Origin of the sequence: Subtercola boreus (assembly GCF_003399635.1) — a bacterium.
Lineage (GTDB): Bacteria > Actinomycetota > Actinomycetes > Actinomycetales > Microbacteriaceae > Subtercola > Subtercola boreus_B.
In genome coordinates this window covers 19,160-34,347 of the sequence record NZ_NBXB01000041.1, presented here as the reverse complement: position 1 = coordinate 34,347, position 15,188 = coordinate 19,160, and the positions used below count along the sequence as shown (strand labels likewise).

At 68.0% G+C, this 15,188-nt stretch carries 14 protein-coding genes; 12 read left to right on the top strand and 2 right to left on the bottom strand.

Annotated features, from left to right (window positions below; all coding sequences use genetic code 11):
- Positions 1-126 precede the first annotated feature (126 nt).
- From panC to B7R22_RS15115, 6 genes are all read left to right on the top strand, one after another.
- Positions 127-1,008: a pantoate--beta-alanine ligase gene (gene panC / locus B7R22_RS15130; protein WP_172582456.1), complete on the top strand. Its 882-nt coding sequence runs from the start codon at positions 127-129 to the stop codon at positions 1,006-1,008.
- A gap of 316 nt (positions 1,009-1,324) precedes the next feature.
- A complete protein-coding gene (lysS, locus tag B7R22_RS15125; protein ID WP_172582454.1) occupies positions 1,325-2,962 on the top strand; it encodes a lysine--tRNA ligase in 1,638 nt (545 codons plus the stop codon).
- On the top strand, positions 2,963-3,136 hold the full coding sequence (locus B7R22_RS19305; RefSeq protein ID WP_172582452.1) for a hypothetical protein: 174 nt from the start codon (positions 2,963-2,965) through the stop codon (positions 3,134-3,136).
- Positions 3,137-3,181: 45 nt separating this feature from the next.
- Positions 3,182-3,340 carry a hypothetical protein gene (locus tag B7R22_RS19300; protein ID WP_172582450.1) on the top strand — a complete coding sequence of 53 codons (159 nt, stop codon included), beginning with the start codon at positions 3,182-3,184 and terminating at the stop codon, positions 3,338-3,340.
- A 109-nt stretch (positions 3,341-3,449) separates the two neighbouring features.
- A complete protein-coding gene (gene cls / locus B7R22_RS15120; protein WP_116412535.1) occupies positions 3,450-4,907 on the top strand; it encodes a cardiolipin synthase in 1,458 nt (485 codons plus the stop codon).
- A 262-nt stretch (positions 4,908-5,169) separates the two neighbouring features.
- The gene (locus B7R22_RS15115) at positions 5,170-6,732 is read left to right on the top strand and encodes an Ig domain-containing protein (protein ID WP_147305413.1); all 1,563 of its coding nucleotides are present in this window, start codon (positions 5,170-5,172) and stop codon (positions 6,730-6,732) included.
- 194 nt (positions 6,733-6,926) lie between these two features.
- Here B7R22_RS15115 and B7R22_RS15110 read toward each other — a convergent pair whose 3' ends face one another.
- The gene (locus B7R22_RS15110) at positions 6,927-7,217 is read right to left on the bottom strand and encodes a nucleoside hydrolase (protein WP_116412533.1); all 291 of its coding nucleotides are present in this window, start codon (positions 7,215-7,217) and stop codon (positions 6,927-6,929) included.
- A gap of 155 nt (positions 7,218-7,372) precedes the next feature.
- On the opposite strand from B7R22_RS15110, the gene B7R22_RS19295 reads away from it, so the two are divergent.
- A complete protein-coding gene (locus B7R22_RS19295) occupies positions 7,373-7,753 on the top strand; it encodes a hypothetical protein (RefSeq protein WP_172582448.1) in 381 nt (126 codons plus the stop codon).
- Positions 7,754-7,893: 140 nt separating this feature from the next.
- Here B7R22_RS19295 and B7R22_RS15100 read toward each other — a convergent pair whose 3' ends face one another.
- On the bottom strand, positions 7,894-8,955 hold the full coding sequence (locus B7R22_RS15100) for a pirin family protein (protein ID WP_116412531.1): 1,062 nt from the start codon (positions 8,953-8,955) through the stop codon (positions 7,894-7,896).
- Between the two features lie 121 nt (positions 8,956-9,076).
- On the opposite strand from B7R22_RS15100, the gene B7R22_RS19290 reads away from it, so the two are divergent.
- From B7R22_RS19290 to B7R22_RS15080, 5 genes are all read left to right on the top strand, one after another.
- The gene (locus B7R22_RS19290; RefSeq protein ID WP_172582446.1) at positions 9,077-9,232 is read left to right on the top strand and encodes a hypothetical protein; all 156 of its coding nucleotides are present in this window, start codon (positions 9,077-9,079) and stop codon (positions 9,230-9,232) included.
- An 85-nt stretch (positions 9,233-9,317) separates the two neighbouring features.
- Positions 9,318-10,871 (top strand): DUF4214 domain-containing protein, encoded by a 1,554-nt coding sequence (locus B7R22_RS15095; RefSeq protein WP_116412530.1) that lies wholly within the window; start codon positions 9,318-9,320, stop codon positions 10,869-10,871.
- Between the two features lie 289 nt (positions 10,872-11,160).
- Positions 11,161-13,650: an ATP-dependent Clp protease ATP-binding subunit gene (locus tag B7R22_RS15090; RefSeq protein ID WP_116412529.1), complete on the top strand. Its 2,490-nt coding sequence runs from the start codon at positions 11,161-11,163 to the stop codon at positions 13,648-13,650.
- A 206-nt stretch (positions 13,651-13,856) separates the two neighbouring features.
- A complete protein-coding gene (locus tag B7R22_RS15085; RefSeq protein ID WP_116412528.1) occupies positions 13,857-14,423 on the top strand; it encodes an amino-acid N-acetyltransferase in 567 nt (188 codons plus the stop codon).
- 2 nt (positions 14,424-14,425) lie between these two features.
- Positions 14,426-14,950 (top strand): 8-oxo-dGTP diphosphatase, encoded by a 525-nt coding sequence (locus B7R22_RS15080; protein ID WP_253259109.1) that lies wholly within the window; start codon positions 14,426-14,428, stop codon positions 14,948-14,950.
- Positions 14,951-15,188 lie beyond the last annotated feature (238 nt).

Sequence of the window (15,188 nt, the reverse complement as noted above, 5' to 3'; positions counted from 1 at the left end):
AACGCGATCACCCGGCGCCGCTTCACGGCCGGCGGTCGAACGACTGCCCCGGGCGCGGCGGGTGCACGAGCATCCGGAGTCCGGCCGGCCACGCGGAGAACACGTCCGCGCAGCAAAGGAGACCCAGTGCCGACACTCGCTGTCACGATCGCTGAGGTGCGCGCCCAGGTCGCCGCCCGGAAGACGGATGCCCGGGGCCGTGGTGTCGCAGAACCGACCGTCGCCCTCGTGCCCACGATGGGCGCCCTGCACAACGGACACCTCGCGCTGGTTCGTCGCGCCCGAGAGATCGCCGACGTCGTCGTCGTCTCAGTCTTCGTGAACCCCCTGCAGTTCAGCGAGGCTGAGGATCTCGACCGGTACCCGCGTGACCTCGACTCCGACATCCGCACCCTCGACGGCGACGCTGCCGGTGCAGGTGCGATCGTGTTCGCGCCGACCCCCGGCGAGATGTACCCCGACGGCAAGACGCAGACGAAGGTGACGTCGGGCAACGTCGGCAACCTGCTCGAGGGTCGCAGCCGTGCCGGACACTTCGACGGCGTGCTCGTCGTGGTGTCGAAGCTGCTGAACATCGTGCAGCCCGACTTCGTGCTGTTCGGGCAGAAGGATGCCCAGCAGGTGTTCGTCGTCAGCCGCATGGTGCGCGACCTGAACATCCCGGTGACCGTCGAGGTCGTCGAGACGGTGCGGGAGGATGACGGGCTTGCCCTCTCCAGCCGCAACCGTTTTCTCGACGAGCGTGAGCGTCTCGCGGCGCGGGTGCTCTCGCGCACGCTCGAGGCTGCCGACTCCGCGGCCGACGGCGGCATCGACTCGGTGATCGCAGCGGCGCAGGCGGCGGGCATGGGCGAACCTCTCGTCGACCTCGAGTACCTCAGCGTGGTGAACCCGACGACGTTCCTGCCCGTCGACGACGGCTACCACGGCAAGGCGATCGTGCTGGTCGCGGCCCGCGTCGGCGCCACCCGCCTCATCGACAACGAGACGGTCTACCTGGGCGGCTGAGCCCCCGCCCTCGCCCCCACCCCCAGTCTCCGTCCGCTCTCCCGCCTCCTCGCCCTCGCCCTCGCCCTCGCCCTCCCCGTCTGCTCACGGGCGTCCGCGCCATTTCGGCGCAACCGCCACAGTTCGAGTTGTAGCGGATGCGCCAAACTGGCGCCCATCCGGCTGCGTGAGACGCTGGGCGGCGCGCGCGGGGCTGGTGAGGCCGTCGGGGGGGACGGGAAGCGGGCGCGCGCGACGCGGCAGGCGACCGCCCGCGCGGGGCGGTGGGCGGCGGGCCGCGTAAACTGGGGGCGACTTTCGAGGAGCACGCGCCGTCATGACTGAACATCCCAAGCACGCCCAGCCCGAGCCCGCCGCCGACCGCGCGACCGCCGATAGCGCCGACAGCGCCGACAGCGCCGACGCGATCGACCTCGCCGCGCTGAAGGCCGCCGAAGAGCAGGACGCCGAGGCCGCCGCAGCGGATGCCGCCGCGAATGAGCAGCAGGTCATCCGCCTGGCAAAGCGCGAGCGGATGCTCGAAACAGGCCTCGACCCGTACCCCGTGGGCGTCGCCGTCACCACCACGATCCCCGCCGTGCGGGCCGAGTACGGCGAGCTCGCCGCCGACGAGACCACCGGCGTCATCGTCGGCCTCGCCGGCCGCATCGTGCACCTCCGCAACACCGGCAAGCTGTGCTTCGTGAGCCTGCAGTCCGGAGACGGCACGCGCATCCAGGCCATGGTGTCGCTCGGGGCCGTCGGCTACGAGTCGCTGGCCTCCTTCAAGGAGTTCGTCGACCTCGGCGACCACCTCTTCGTGAGCGGCGAGGTCATCTCCAGCCGCCGCGGCGAGCTGTCGATCATGGTCTCCGAGTGGGCGATCGCGTCGAAGTCGCTGCTGCCGCTGCCGAACCTGCACAGCGAACTCAACGAGGAGACGCGGATGCGCAGCCGCTACCTCGATCTCATCGTGCGCGACGACGCTCGCAAGATGGTGCGCACCCGCGCCGCGGCCGTTGCCAGCATGCGCAAAACCTTTGCCGACCGTGCGTTCATCGAGGTAGAGACCCCCATGCTGCAGACGATGCACGGGGGAGCCGCCGCCCGCCCCTTCTCCACGCACAGCAACGCCTTCGACACGGAACTTTACCTCCGCATCGCGCCCGAACTGTTCCTGAAGCGGGCCGTCGTCGGCGGAATCGACCGGGTCTTCGAGATCAACCGCAACTTCCGGAACGAGGGCGCCGACTCGACGCACAGCCCCGAGTTCGCGATGCTCGAAGCCTACGAAGCCTACGGCGACTACATCACCATGGCCGAGCTGACGCAGACGCTGATCCAGAACGCCGCGATCGCGGTGGCCAGCAGCACGACCGTCACGTGGGCCGACGGCACAGAGTACGACCTCGGCGGCGACTGGGACCGCATCAGCATGTACGAGTCGCTGAGCGAGGCCCTGACGGCTGCGGATGGCGGGGCGAACCCCATCCAGATCACCCCGGCCACCACCACCGACGATCTGAAGGCGCTCGCCGACCGTGAGGGCATCGAGATCCACCTCCCGAATCACGGCAAGTACGTCGAGGAACTGTGGGAGCACTTCGTCAAAGGATCCCTCGTGCGCCCCACCTTCGTCATGGACTTCCCGCTCGAGACCAGCCCCCTCACCCGCGCGCACCGCAGCATCCCGGGCGTCGTCGAGAAGTGGGACCTCTACATCCGCGGCTTCGAGCTCGCCACGGCGTATTCCGAGCTGGTCGACCCGGTCATCCAGCGCGAACGCTTCATCGAGCAGGCCCGTCTCGGCGCGGCCGGCGATGACGAAGCGATGCGATTGGACGAGGACTTCCTCCGCGCGCTCGAATTCGGGATGCCCCCCTCCGGAGGCCTCGGAATGGGCGTCGACCGCCTGCTGATGGCGCTGACCGGGCTCGGCATCCGCGAGACGATCCTGTTCCCGCTGGTGAAGTAGGTGGCCGACTTCGGCGAGAAGGCTCCGGATGCGGCGGGGGAGCCCGACCCCGAACACGGCGACGGCCCCACCGAGGCCCAGAAGCGCAAACGCCTGATCGCGTCGCGGGTGGTCGTCGCGGGCGTCGGACTCACCTTCCTCATCGTCGGATTCGTGCAGTTCATCACGAAATAGGCGCCCGGGGCAGCTGACAGGTTCGCCGCGTATCCTTGGAGCACAATGAATGATGTGTTCGCCGCCCTCGGCGCCCTCCTGCCGACCCTGGCCATCGGCCTGCTGTTCTGGTTCGTGATGCGCGCGATCATCCGCTCCGACAAGAGCGAACGCAAGGTGCTCGCCCGCATCGAGGCCGAAGAGCGGGCGAAGCGCGGCCTGTAACCGAATCGGACGCCCTTGCGCGGCCTGTAGCCAGCGCACCCCCGCCGAACCGATACGGTAAGGGGTGGCAGGTCGGCAGGCGAAGGGAGCCCCCATCAGCGGAGTCCAGATGACGGAGATCGTCATCGTCGTTCTCTTCCTCTTCGATTTCGGGGTTCGAGTCACCGCCATCATCGTGGTGCCCCGCAATCGGCGCCCGAGTTCGGCGATGGCATGGCTGCTCGCGATCTTCCTGATCCCCTACCTCGGCCTGGTCGTCTTCCTGCTGATCGGAAGCTACAAGCTGCCGAAGAAGCGGCGTGAGAAGCAGCAGGCCATCAATGACTTCATCATCGAGACGACGGAGGGCATCGAGCAGGTCTCGAACGATCATCCGTGGCCCGCGTGGCTCCGGTCGGTGGTCGAGCTCAACCGCAACCTCGGCGCCATGCCGCTCGTGGGTGGCAACAAAGCCCGTCTGATCGGGGACTACTCCCAGTCGATCGCAGAGATGACCGCCGACATCAACCAGGCCAAGAAGTTCGTGCACTGCGAGTTCTACATCATGTCGTACGACTCGGTGACGGCCGATTTCTTCCTCGCCCTCGAGAACGCGGTGAAGCGTGGCGTGATCGTGCGGGTGCTGCTCGACCACGTGGCATCCTTCCGCTCGCCTGGGCACCGCAAGACGTTCCGCAAGCTCCGGCAGATCGGCGTGACCTGGCATTTCATGCTTCCCGTACAGCCGCTCCGTGGCAAATGGCAGCGCCCTGACCTCCGCAACCACCGCAAGGTGCTGGTCGTGGATGGCCGGGTGGGCTACATGGGCTCGCAGAACCTCATCGACCGGAGCTACAACAAGCGCGTCAACCGCCGCCGGGGCCTGCAGTGGCAGGACCTGATGACGCGCGTGCAGGGCCCGGTCGTCAACGGAATCAACGCGATCTTCATCACGGACTGGTACAGCGAGACGAACGAGCTGCTCGTGCGCGAGACCGAGGCCATCACGCCGGGCGTCGTCTTCGAATCCGACGATGCGCTCGACTGCCAGATCGTGCCGAGCGGCCCCGGGTTCGACGGCGAAAACAACCTGCGACTCTTCCTCGCGCTGCTGTACTACGCGCAGAAGCAGATCATCATCACGTCGCCGTACTTCGTTCCCGACGACTCGATGCTCTACGCGATCACGACCGCGTCGCAGCGCGGGGTCGAAGTGCAGCTGTTCGTCTCGGAGATCGGCGACCAGGCCCTCGTCTATCACGCGCAGCGGTCCTACTACGAGGCGCTGCTCCGGGCGGGGGTGCAGATCTGGATGTACAAGGCCCCGTACATCCTGCACGCCAAGCACTTCACCATCGACGACGACGTGGCGGTGATGGGATCGAGCAACATGGACATCCGGTCGTTCCAGCTCAACATGGAGGTGTCGATGATGGTGCGCGGCACGGCATTCGTGCAGCAGATGAGAGCGATCGAAGACGGTTACCGGGCATCCAGTCGAGAGCTCACGCTCGCCGAGTGGGAGCGCCAGCCACTCCGCTCCACCGTGCTCGACAACCTGGCCCGCCTCACCTCCGGCCTGCAATAAGTGTGCGTGGCGGGCGCCCGGGATGGCATTCGCCACCCCGTTGCGATCACGGGCGCCAGTTTGGCGCACTCGCCACAATTCGAACGGTAGCGGATGCGCCCAGCTGGCGCCGATCCACCGGAGAGGTTGCGCTGGACGCGAGTGGGGGGCAGGAAGGGCCGGTCGGGAGCGGGCGACGGGGGGCGGGCCCCAGACTTTGGGGCTTGAGTGTTTGGGCACTAACCGCTAAAGTGAGGTTTAATCACTCAGGTCAGGAGCGCTCATGCCCGTTGTCTCGAAGTCCCGACCAGGCCTCCGCGCGGTGGTGGGTGGAGGCCTGCTCGTGCTGCTGTTGGGTGCCGGCGGGCTCAGCGCCACGGCCGATGAAGGGGTCGGGTCTGCGCCTGCAGAAGCGGACGGAGCCGTGCTGGCGGCTGCGCCGTCACCTGTGGCATCGGAAACGACGGATGTCGCGGAGATGCCGGGTGGTGCGCCGTCGCCCATTCCAGACGTTTCACGAGCGCCGCAGGAGGCGCCGGTGGTGGCGGAAGCGCCGGAGGCCGTGGCGGCTACGCCGGACCCGCTGCCCGCCGTAGCAGAGGCGCCGGAAGAGGCAGGGGTACCGGTAGTGACAGAGGCCCCGAGAGCGGCAGAGGTCCCGGTGGTGGTGGCGGATGCGCCGGAGGCTGAGCTGGTGCCCGTTCCCGTCGTGACCTCTCCCGGCCTTCCGGCGGGCACGGTGGGAGTCGATTACGCCTACCAGCTCACCGCCAACGTGTCGCCGGCCACCTTCTCGGTGACCGGCCTGCCGGCGGGGTTGCGCTACGACCCCTCGACAGCACGGATCACCGGCAGACCCACCGTGGCGGGTACCTTCTCGGTGAGGCTGGAAGCGTTCGGATCCATGGTCGCCGACACCAGCCTCGTTCGCTACGACGCCCTCGTGATCGACGAGCCGACGGTCACTCCTGCGGCCATCACCTCCCCTCCGTTCGGCCCCGCCACAGTCGGTTCGCCCTACTCCTTCCAGCTCACGTCGAACGTGTCTCCCGTTACCTATTCCGTGACGGGGCTGCCGGCGGGGCTCTGGGCCGACCCGCGCACCGGTCTCATCTCGGGAACCCCGACCGCTGCGGGTTCGTTCACCGTTCGACTCGAGGCAGTGGGAGAGCACGTCGGCGACACCTCCCTGGTCGTCTTCCAGACGCTCGTGGTGAACGCCGTTCCGGTGGTCGTGCCCGTCATCACCTCACCTGCGCCGCCGGCGGGTGTCGTGGGCGCACCGTACGCCTTCCAGCTCACGTCGAATGTGCCGAAGGCGAGCTTCGTCGTGACGGGCCTGCCGTCAGGGCTGGTCGTGGATGCCGCGACCGGGCTGATCCGGGGAACACCCCTCACGGCGGGCACCTTCACCCTCAGCCTGACCGCTCTCTCGACGAAATCCCCCGATTCACGTTTCACTGTCTACGTTCCGCTCGTGATCGGCCAGGCGGTCGACGTGGGTGACACTGCGCCGCCGGTGCCAGGAGGGTCTGCCGAAGGTGGTGGCGTGCCCGGCGCCCCCGCCTCCCCGGGAGGTGTCGCAACGTCAGCTGCAGCTGCAGCTGTCGCTCCCACGCCCGTCGCAGCTGCAGTCGTGAGCCGTGGCGTCACGGATATCCCTGGGGCGTCAGCCCGGTTCGCGCCAGCGCCCAGACTGGTCTCGACGCTCACTCGCCCCTCCTTCGGGATGCTCGCCGAGACCGGCCAGCCGGCGATCGGACTCCTCCCTGCCGGGGTGGCCGGGCTGTCCCTGTTCCTGTTCGGGGCAGGTGCGCTCGTTCTCCGCCGGTTCAGGGTGCGGTGAGCCCGAATCTGCCAGGCGAGGGTGTGATCCCTCGCCTCCGGCCTGCGGTGAGGCCATCGATCCCCCGAAAGTTGTCGCTTTCCGCACGGTGAGACGACAGATTTCGGGGGATCGATTGAAGACGGACAGGGAAGGGAGGAGCGGGGAGTGGGGGCGGGCGGCGCAGGGCGGATGGCGCGGGCGGGGGCCGGGCGTCAGGGGAGGCGGGCGATGAGGGCGAGGAGCGCGGCGTAGAAGGCGGGGGCGTCCACGGTGCGGGCGTAGAAGATGTTGCGGGGCAGGTCGGTGATCTGCCACCAGTCCGCCGCGAGCATCCCCATCGTCAGCTCGAAAGAGATCTCGACGCGGGCGTTGATCTGCCGCCCGCCGAAGAGTTCCGGGTAGAGGCAGTAGCGCGGCACGAAGGGTCCGTGCAGGGGCGCGCCGTCGTTGCCGTACTTCGCCGGGTCGAAGTCTTGCGAGAAGGTGAGCAGGGCATCCCCCACCCGTCCGCAGCCGAGGCGGCATCGGGCGGGCCGCGGTGATGGGGTAGGTCTCGAGGGTCCAGAGTTCGAGGGGAAGGCGCTCGCTCGTTCCGCGGAGCAGCGACTCCCAGGAGTGCATATGCGCGTTGATCAGGCCGGGTGTGATGAGGAGGCCGGTGGCGTCGACGATGACGCAGTCGGTGCCGGTGCCGGTGCCGGTGATGGTGGTGGTGGTGCCGGTGTCGGCGGTGGTGCGGGGGTCGACCGCACAGGCAGGGCCGACCGCGACGATCGTGTCGCCGTCGACGAGCAGGTCGCCGCGGAAGACGGCGCTCGAGCGCGTGTCGTCCATGGTCATCAGCAGGGCGTTCCGCCAGAGGGTCTTCATATGTTTACTGCGCTTTCAGGCGCGGTTGAGCGACCCGGGTGATGGGGTCGACGAATACGGGTGGGTGTGGTGGGGCGTGGTGACGGCGTCAGAGGATGACGGGGTGAGGCCGCCCGACAGATGGAGCCGAATCGGTCGTCACACCGGCAAAACTAGCGCGCGAATGTGACGCGCAGATTTCGGTGCGGCTTCATATCGGTTTCGCCTCGGCAGCCGCCTCCCGGGAGCCCAGCACGCATCGACTGGGGAGTTCCAGTCGGTTCGCGGCGCGAATACCGACCGGAACTCCCCAGTCGATTGGCGGCGGGGTCAGTCGCGGGGTCGCAGGCGCACCGAGGGGAGTTCGGGCGCAGGCAGGGGCGCGCCTTCGTGCTCCAGAGTGGCGCCCGCGACGCGCGCGGTGAAGAGGTCTTCGGTGCCGGGTGGCGGCGGACCGCCGACCCCGATCGCCTGTGACTGCCACGCGGCACGGTAGCCGACCACTTCGTCATGGCTCCGTCCGACGAAGTTCCACCACATCAGGATCTTCTCACGCAGCGGCTCCCCGCCGATGAGCAGCAGCCGCACTGCGGTGTCGCCCGCGACGATACGGATGCCCGTGCATCCGGTGGGCAGGTAGGCCAGCTCGTGCGCCTGAACGGAGGTGGCGGCATCCGGAGCAGTCGCGTCGTCACCCGGCAGCGACCCGCGGATGCTCACCTCGCCCGAATCGACCAGGATGCCGTGCTCGAAACCGGCCTCGACGCCGAGCTCCACCACCCCGCCTGCGGGCAGGTCGAGCTGGGCGGCCACCAGCGCGCTGAAGAGGGTGGCGTCGGCCGAGACGCCGGCGAGCGAACCCATGAAGACCTGCACCTCAGCGTCGCCGACCCGAACGCGCCGGGCGGACTGGCTCTCGAAGGCGGGTGGCACGTGCCGCGAGGCCTCGGGCAGCGCGACCCAGAGCTGGGCGCCGTGCAGTACATTCGTGGTCGGCATCGACACCTCTGAGTGGCTGATCCCGCGCCCCGCCGTCATCAGGTTGAGTTCGCCAGGCCGCACGATCGCGTGGCTGCCCACACTGTCGCGGTGCTCGATCTCCCCTTCGAACAGCCACGACACGGTCTGGAGCCCGGTGTGCGGATGCGGCGGCACCCGCATCCCGCCCGATGAGGCGACCGGCTCCGGCCCGTAGTGGTCGAGGAAGCACCACGCGCCGATCAGGCTCCGCTGTTTGCTGGGCAGGGTTCGCCTGACGGTCATCGCGCGCGGCCCCCCGAGCGGAACCACGCGAGGCGTGAGGATCTGAAGCCGGACCGAGGACGCACCTGCATCCCCGGTGTCGCCGGAGCACTCCAGGATCTCGCTCGGGTGCCGTTCGAGGTTGCTCACCCTTCCAGCCTAACCGGCGGGTGGGCGGCGGCCGTGTGATCAGATCACCCGGCACGGTCGTGCATGGGTCATCGAACAGTTCTGGGACTCCACCGAGACGATCGGGGGCCGCGTCAGCGCGATGTACAACACCTACCTTGGGCGGATTCCGGATCCTGCGGGACTGGCCTCCCGGGTCGGTCTGGCGCTCGCCATCGGCGACTCGGGACTCCGGGCGGGGCTGACCTCGTCGGCCGAGTATCTCGCGCGGGCACACCTGCGTTATATGAACCGGTAGCGCGCTTCACTCTGAATGCCCGAGGTGTCTGATAGGTTCGGGCCAACTGCCGGGGGCCGGCACACAGAATTGTGAGTAGGGGAACGTGAAGATTTTCACCGCGGCTGTGGCCGCTCTTGTCGTCGTCGGATCGGTGTTCGCGGCGACGCCGGCGATCGCATCGAATGCGTCGGGTTCGCTGCCCGCCGTTTCGGATGTGACGAACGTGTCGCCCGTCTCGGCGGATGCTCTGCCGTTCGCAGCGGATGCTCTGCCGACGCTCGACCCCGCGCATCCTGCCGCACCTCCCGCTCCGGCCACGGCCGCCGTTCCCGCGGCCGGACGACAGGCGTCGACCGACCAGTCGCAGGTCTCGCGCGCCACCGGATCCGTCACCATCTCCGGCACCGTCACGGTGGGGGGAAGTGCACCCGGAAAGCCCGTCGCCGGCGTGATCGTCACGGCGACGCAGGTCGACGCGAACGACAAGACGATCGCAACCACCGAGGTGCTGTCGACCGGGACGGGCGCGTTCTCGATCGCCGGTCTCCCCGACGGTCTCTACTACGTCTCCTTCTACTACGACGGCGACCCGGCCGGCGCCACCGCGATGTGGTGGGGAGCCACGGCGATCAACCCGTTCGGGAACAAGGCGGTGAGCCTCACCGGCAGCCAGAAGCTCACGGTGACGCAGCTCCTGCAGCCGACCGGCACGCTGGGTGGTCGCGTCTCCACCGGCGACCGGCAGACGGCGCCCGAATCATCCGACATCGACCTGTTCCTCGCCGTGCGGCTCGACTCCGACAACAAGTACCACCCGGTTCTGCAGCTCGATTGGGACACCGCGGGCCAGTACGGCGCGGCATTCGTGCTGCCCTACTCGGACTACGCCGTCTTCGCGATCAATGCCGCGAACCCGTCGTACGAGGCCGTGTCGAGTTCCGATTCCTTCAGCATCGGCCCGAACCAGAGCATCCGCCGGGACACCATCGTGACCAGGCTGATCGCAGCGGTCGGTGGCGTCTCCAACGGCACGAACGCCTTCGTCAACGCGCTCTACTGGGACTTCCTCTCGCGTTCACCCGCTGAGGCGGACATCGTGTTCTGGAACCGCCAGTTCGCCGGGGGCGCCGGGCTCGGCGCGGTCTCCACCGGTTTCGTGACGAGTGACGAATACCGCCTGATCCGGATCGACGCCGCGTACTCGAAGATCCTCGGCCGCGGACCCGACGCCGGCGGGCGTGCCGACTGGCTGCGCTGGATGCAGCAGGGCCTCATCACGACCGACGACATCGAGACCTCGTTCTACGCCTCACAGGAGTACTTCGACAAGCAGGGCGGCTCGAACACCTCGTTCGTGCAGGCGATCTACACCACCCTGCTGCACCGCGACGCATCCTCAGCCGATGTCACGTTCTGGAACAAGCTGATCGTGCAGCAGGGCCGCGCCTGGGTGATCGCCCAGTTCTGGGACTCGACCGAGACCATCTCGGAGCGCGTCAGCCTCATGTACGCCTCGTACCTCGGCCGCACTCCCGACCCGGCGGGCCTCGCGAACTGGGTCGGAACGGCGCTGCAGCTCGGCGACTCGGGCCTCCGCTCCGGTCTCTCGGGCAACGCCGAGTACGTCAACCGGGCGCAGTACCGCTTCGGCGTCTGACCCGCGGGCGCTCCCGTCGCGGGCCGCGTCACCGTTTGATCCGCAACGCGGGCCCGGCATGAGCCGTGGCCCGCGTTGCTCTGTCAGCGCCGGCTCTGTTCAGCGGCGGTTCCCGGATGCTCGGCGGCGCCGGCCCGGCATGTCCTAAGACGCGGTGCCGAGGGCGACTCCCGCTATGCCGGGATCGACTCCCGCTATGCCGAGGGCGAACAGAGCCCCGAGGCCGGAGACTCGTCGTTAGCATTTATCTACCGGTTACCGTCACTGCCCCGGTGCCTGAGGAGTCAGCATGTTTGAGAGATTTACCGACCGTGCCCGTCGCGTCGTTGTTTTGGCCCAAGAAGAGGCCAAGATGCTCAACCACAACTACATCGGCACCGAGCACATCCTGCTCGGGCTGATCCACGAGGGTGAGGGCGTCGCTGCCAAGGCGCTCGAGTCCCTCGGCATCTCGCTTGACGCCGTGCGCGAGCAGGTTCAGGACATCATCGGCCAGGGCCAGCAGCAGCCCACCGGCCACATCCCCTTCACGCCGCGTGCGAAGAAGGTGCTCGAACTGTCGCTTCGCGAGGCGCTGCAGCTGGGCCACAACTACATCGGCACCGAGCACATCCTGCTCGGGCTCATCCGCGAGGGCGAGGGCGTCGCTGCGCAGGTGCTCGTCAAGCTCGGCGCCGACCTCAACCGGGTACGCCAGCAGGTCATCCAGTTGCTCTCGGGCTACCAGGGCAAAGAGGCGGTCGCCGTCGGCGGCAACGACGCAGCCCCCGACAAGGGCTCGCAGATCCTCGACCAGTTCGGCCGCAACCTCACGCAGGCGGCGCGCGACAACAAGCTCGACCCGGTCATCGGGCGCGAGAAGGAGATCGAGCGGGTCATGCAGATCCTGTCGCGCCGCTCGAAGAACAACCCCGTGCTGATCGGTGAGCCCGGCGTCGGCAAGACCGCCGTCGTCGAGGGCCTCGCCCAGGCGATCGTGCGCGGCGACGTTCCGGAGACCCTGAAGGACAAGCAGCTCTACACGCTCGACCTCGGTTCACTGATCGCAGGAAGCCGGTACCGCGGTGACTTCGAGGAGCGCCTGAAGAAGGTCACGAAGGAGATCCGCACCCGCGGCGACATCATCACCTTCATCGACGAGATCCACACGCTCGTCGGCGCCGGTGCTGCCGAGGGCGCGATCGATGCGGCGAGCATCCTCAAGCCGCTACTCGCCCGCGGCGAGCTGCAGACCATCGGCGCGACCACGCTCGACGAGTACCGCAAGCATTTCGAGAAGGATGCGGCGCTCGAGCGCCGGTTCCAGCCCATCCAGGTGGCGGAGCCGAACCTGCCCCACACGATCAACATCCTGAAGGGGCTCCGCGACAAGTACGAGGCATTCCACAAGGTGTCGATCACCGACGGTGCGATCGTTGCTGCGGCGAACCTGGCCGACCGCTACGTCGCCGACCGCTTCCTGCCCGACAAGGCCATCGACCTGATTGACGAGGCCGGAGCGCGTCTCCGTCTCTCGATCCTGTCTGCCCCGCCCGAGCTCCGCGAGTTCGACGAGCGCATCGCGACCGTTCGCGGCCGCAAGGAGGCCGCGATCGAGGAGCAGGACTTCGAGAAGGCCGCATCGCTCCGCGACGAGGAGAAGAACCTCCTCGGCGAACGTCTGCGCCTCGAGAAGAAGTGGAAGTCGGGTGACGTCAAGGCGTCGGGAATCGTCGACGAGGGGCTGATCGCCGAGGTGCTGGCCCAGGCCACGGGCATCCCGGTCTTCAAGCTCACCGAAGAGGAGTCCTCGCGGCTCATGTTCATGGAGAAGGCGCTGCACGAGCGTGTCATCGGGCAGGAGGAGGCCATTGCGGCTCTCTCCCGCACGATCCGCCGTACGCGGTCGGGCCTGAAAGACCCGAAGCGCCCCTCGGGCTCGTTCATCTTTGCCGGCCCCACGGGTGTCGGTAAGACCGAGCTCGCCAAGGCGCTCGCCGAGTTCCTGTTCGACGACGAGAACGCCCTGATCTCGCTCGACATGAGTGAGTACGGCGAGAAGCACACGGTCTCGCGGCTGTTCGGTGCCCCTCCCGGGTTCGTCGGCTTCGAAGAGGGCGGCCAGCTCACCGAGAAGGTGCGCCGCAAGCCCTTCTCCGTGGTGCTTTTCGACGAGATCGAGAAGGCGCACCCCGACATCTTCAACTCCCTCCTCCAGATCTTGGAAGAGGGCCGGTTGACCGATGGCCAGGGCCGCGTGGTCGACTTCAAGAACACCGTGATCATCATGACCACGAACCTCGGCACGAAGGACATCACTGGTTCGCCGATCGGCTTCCAGTCGCAGACGAACGTCTCCACGTCGTACGACCGCATGAAGGGCAAGGTCAACGAGGAGCTGAAGAAGCACTTCAAGCCCGAGTTCCTCAACCGCGTCGATGACACGATCGTGTTCCCGCAGCTGTCGAAAGAAGAACTGCTCCAGATTGTCGACCTGTTCATCGGGCGCCTTCGCGACCGTCTGCTCGACCGCGACCTCACGATCGAGCTGTCGGTTCCGGCCAAGGAGCGCCTCATCGAGGTCGGGTTCGACCCGTCGCTCGGTGCGCGTCCGCTCCGACGTGCGATGCAGAACGAGGTCGAGGACCGTCTCTCCGAGCGCATCCTGCAGGGCGAATTGAACGCTGGCGACCACATCTCGGTGGACTTCGTCGACGGTGAGTTCACCTTCGCGACGCGCTCGCCCGAGCCGCTCGCGGAGATCACCGCCGACGACGCGATCTCGATCGACAAGGTCTAGCGCGCGCTAGTTCCGTCCGAAGGGCCGTCCACTCCGGTGGGCGGCCCTTTCGCGTCCTCCTTCCCGTCCCCCGCCCCCGCCACACCTTTCGTGAGACGCGGGCGCGCACGTGAGACGCGCGTGCCGGTCTCACGTGCGCGCCCGAGTCTCACAAAGCCTGTTGCGGCGCGTTTTCGGGTTCGGGGGCGGGTGCGGGAGGATGGGGCATGACCGAAACGACGCCCGCTCCCGCCAGCACCGCCCCAGCCGCGGCAGGCGTGCCGGCGAAGCGCGGCGGCGTCACGGTGCGACGCGCGCGCACGAGCGACATCCCGTGGATCCAGAAGCTCACCGAACCGCTGGTGCAGGAGCGCGTGCTGCTCGGCAAGGATTCGGTGGTGCTCTACGAGGCGGTGCAGGAGTTCCGCATCGCCGTCGACGAGAACGGCACGCCCGTCGGCTGCGGCGCGCTGCACGTGTTCTGGGAAGACCTCGGCGAGGTGCGCACCCTCGCCGTCGACCGTGAGTACCTCGGCAGGGGCGTCGGCCATGCGCTGCTCGAACGCATCGAGGCGGATGCCCGCGAGCTCGGCCTCAGCCGACTGTTCTGCCTCACGTTCGAGGTCTCGTTCTTCGAGCGGCACGAGTTCGTCGCCTCGCCGCTCTCGCTGGTCGCGCCCGAGGTCTACGCCGAGCTCGTGCGCTCACCCGACGAGGGTGTCGCTGAATTCCTGGACCTGGCCCGCGTCAAGCCGAACACGCTCGGCAACACGCGCATGCTGAAGCACCTCTGACGGTGACCGGCGTGGCTGGCGAGGCGGCCGACCCCGGGCATCCGGAACCGTACCAGGTGTGCGTCTGCTACCTGCTGCGGCAGACTCCGGATGGTCGAACCGAGCTTCTGCTCGGCCGGAAGCTCACCGGGCTGGGCGTCGGCAAGCTCGTCGGGCCGGGCGGAAAGGTCGAGCCGGGGGAGAGCGCCGTCGAGGCCATCGCCCGGGAGGTCGAGGAGGAGACGGGCATCCGGGTCGCCGCCGCAGACCTTCGCGAGGTCGGATTTCTCGATTACGAGTTTCCGCACAGGCGTTCGTGGAGCCAGCAGTCGACCGTCTTCACGGCCATGCAATGGGAGGGTGAGCCGGTGGCGTCGGACGAGCTGGCGCCGGAGTGGTTCGCCGTCGACGAGATCCCGTTCGAACTGATGTGGGACGACGCGAAGCACTGGCTGCCCGGGGTGCTCGCGGGCGGCGCCGTGCGGGCGTGGTTCTCGTTCGCGGCAGACAACGCAACGGTCGCCGCGAGCGACCTGCCGCTCGGCTGACGCCCCTCCCACTCGCCTGACGCGCCTCCCGCCCGGCTTGGTGGCCGGCCCGACGGGCCTGCTCGCACGTCCGAACGGACACCGATTCGAGCCTCCAGCGCATTATTCGCGGATCATGCCCGAATCCGTGTCCGAACTGACGAGGCCGCGCCGCAGCGAGGGCGGGACTCAGGCGTTAACCGCCGCGGTCTCCGCCGCGTAGTCCTCTTCGATTGCTTTGTTCGTTTTGCCCCCGACT

Bases quoted from the DNA above. Each gene is read 5' to 3' on its own strand.
- B7R22_RS19290 (WP_172582446.1), top strand. From the start codon at position 9,077: ATGTACAACACCTACCTTGGGCGGATTCCGGATCCTGCGGGACTGGCC.
- cls (WP_116412535.1), top strand. From the start codon at position 3,450: ATGACGGAGATCGTCATCGTCGTTCTCTTCCTCTTCGATTTCGGGGTT.
- B7R22_RS15115 (WP_147305413.1), top strand. From the start codon at position 5,170: ATGCCCGTTGTCTCGAAGTCCCGACCAGGCCTCCGCGCGGTGGTGGGT.
- lysS (WP_172582454.1), top strand. From the start codon at position 1,325: ATGACTGAACATCCCAAGCACGCCCAGCCCGAGCCCGCCGCCGACCGC.
- B7R22_RS19300 (WP_172582450.1), top strand. From the start codon at position 3,182: ATGAATGATGTGTTCGCCGCCCTCGGCGCCCTCCTGCCGACCCTGGCC.
- B7R22_RS15085 (WP_116412528.1), top strand. From the start codon at position 13,857: ATGACCGAAACGACGCCCGCTCCCGCCAGCACCGCCCCAGCCGCGGCA.
- B7R22_RS15090 (WP_116412529.1), top strand. From the start codon at position 11,161: ATGTTTGAGAGATTTACCGACCGTGCCCGTCGCGTCGTTGTTTTGGCC.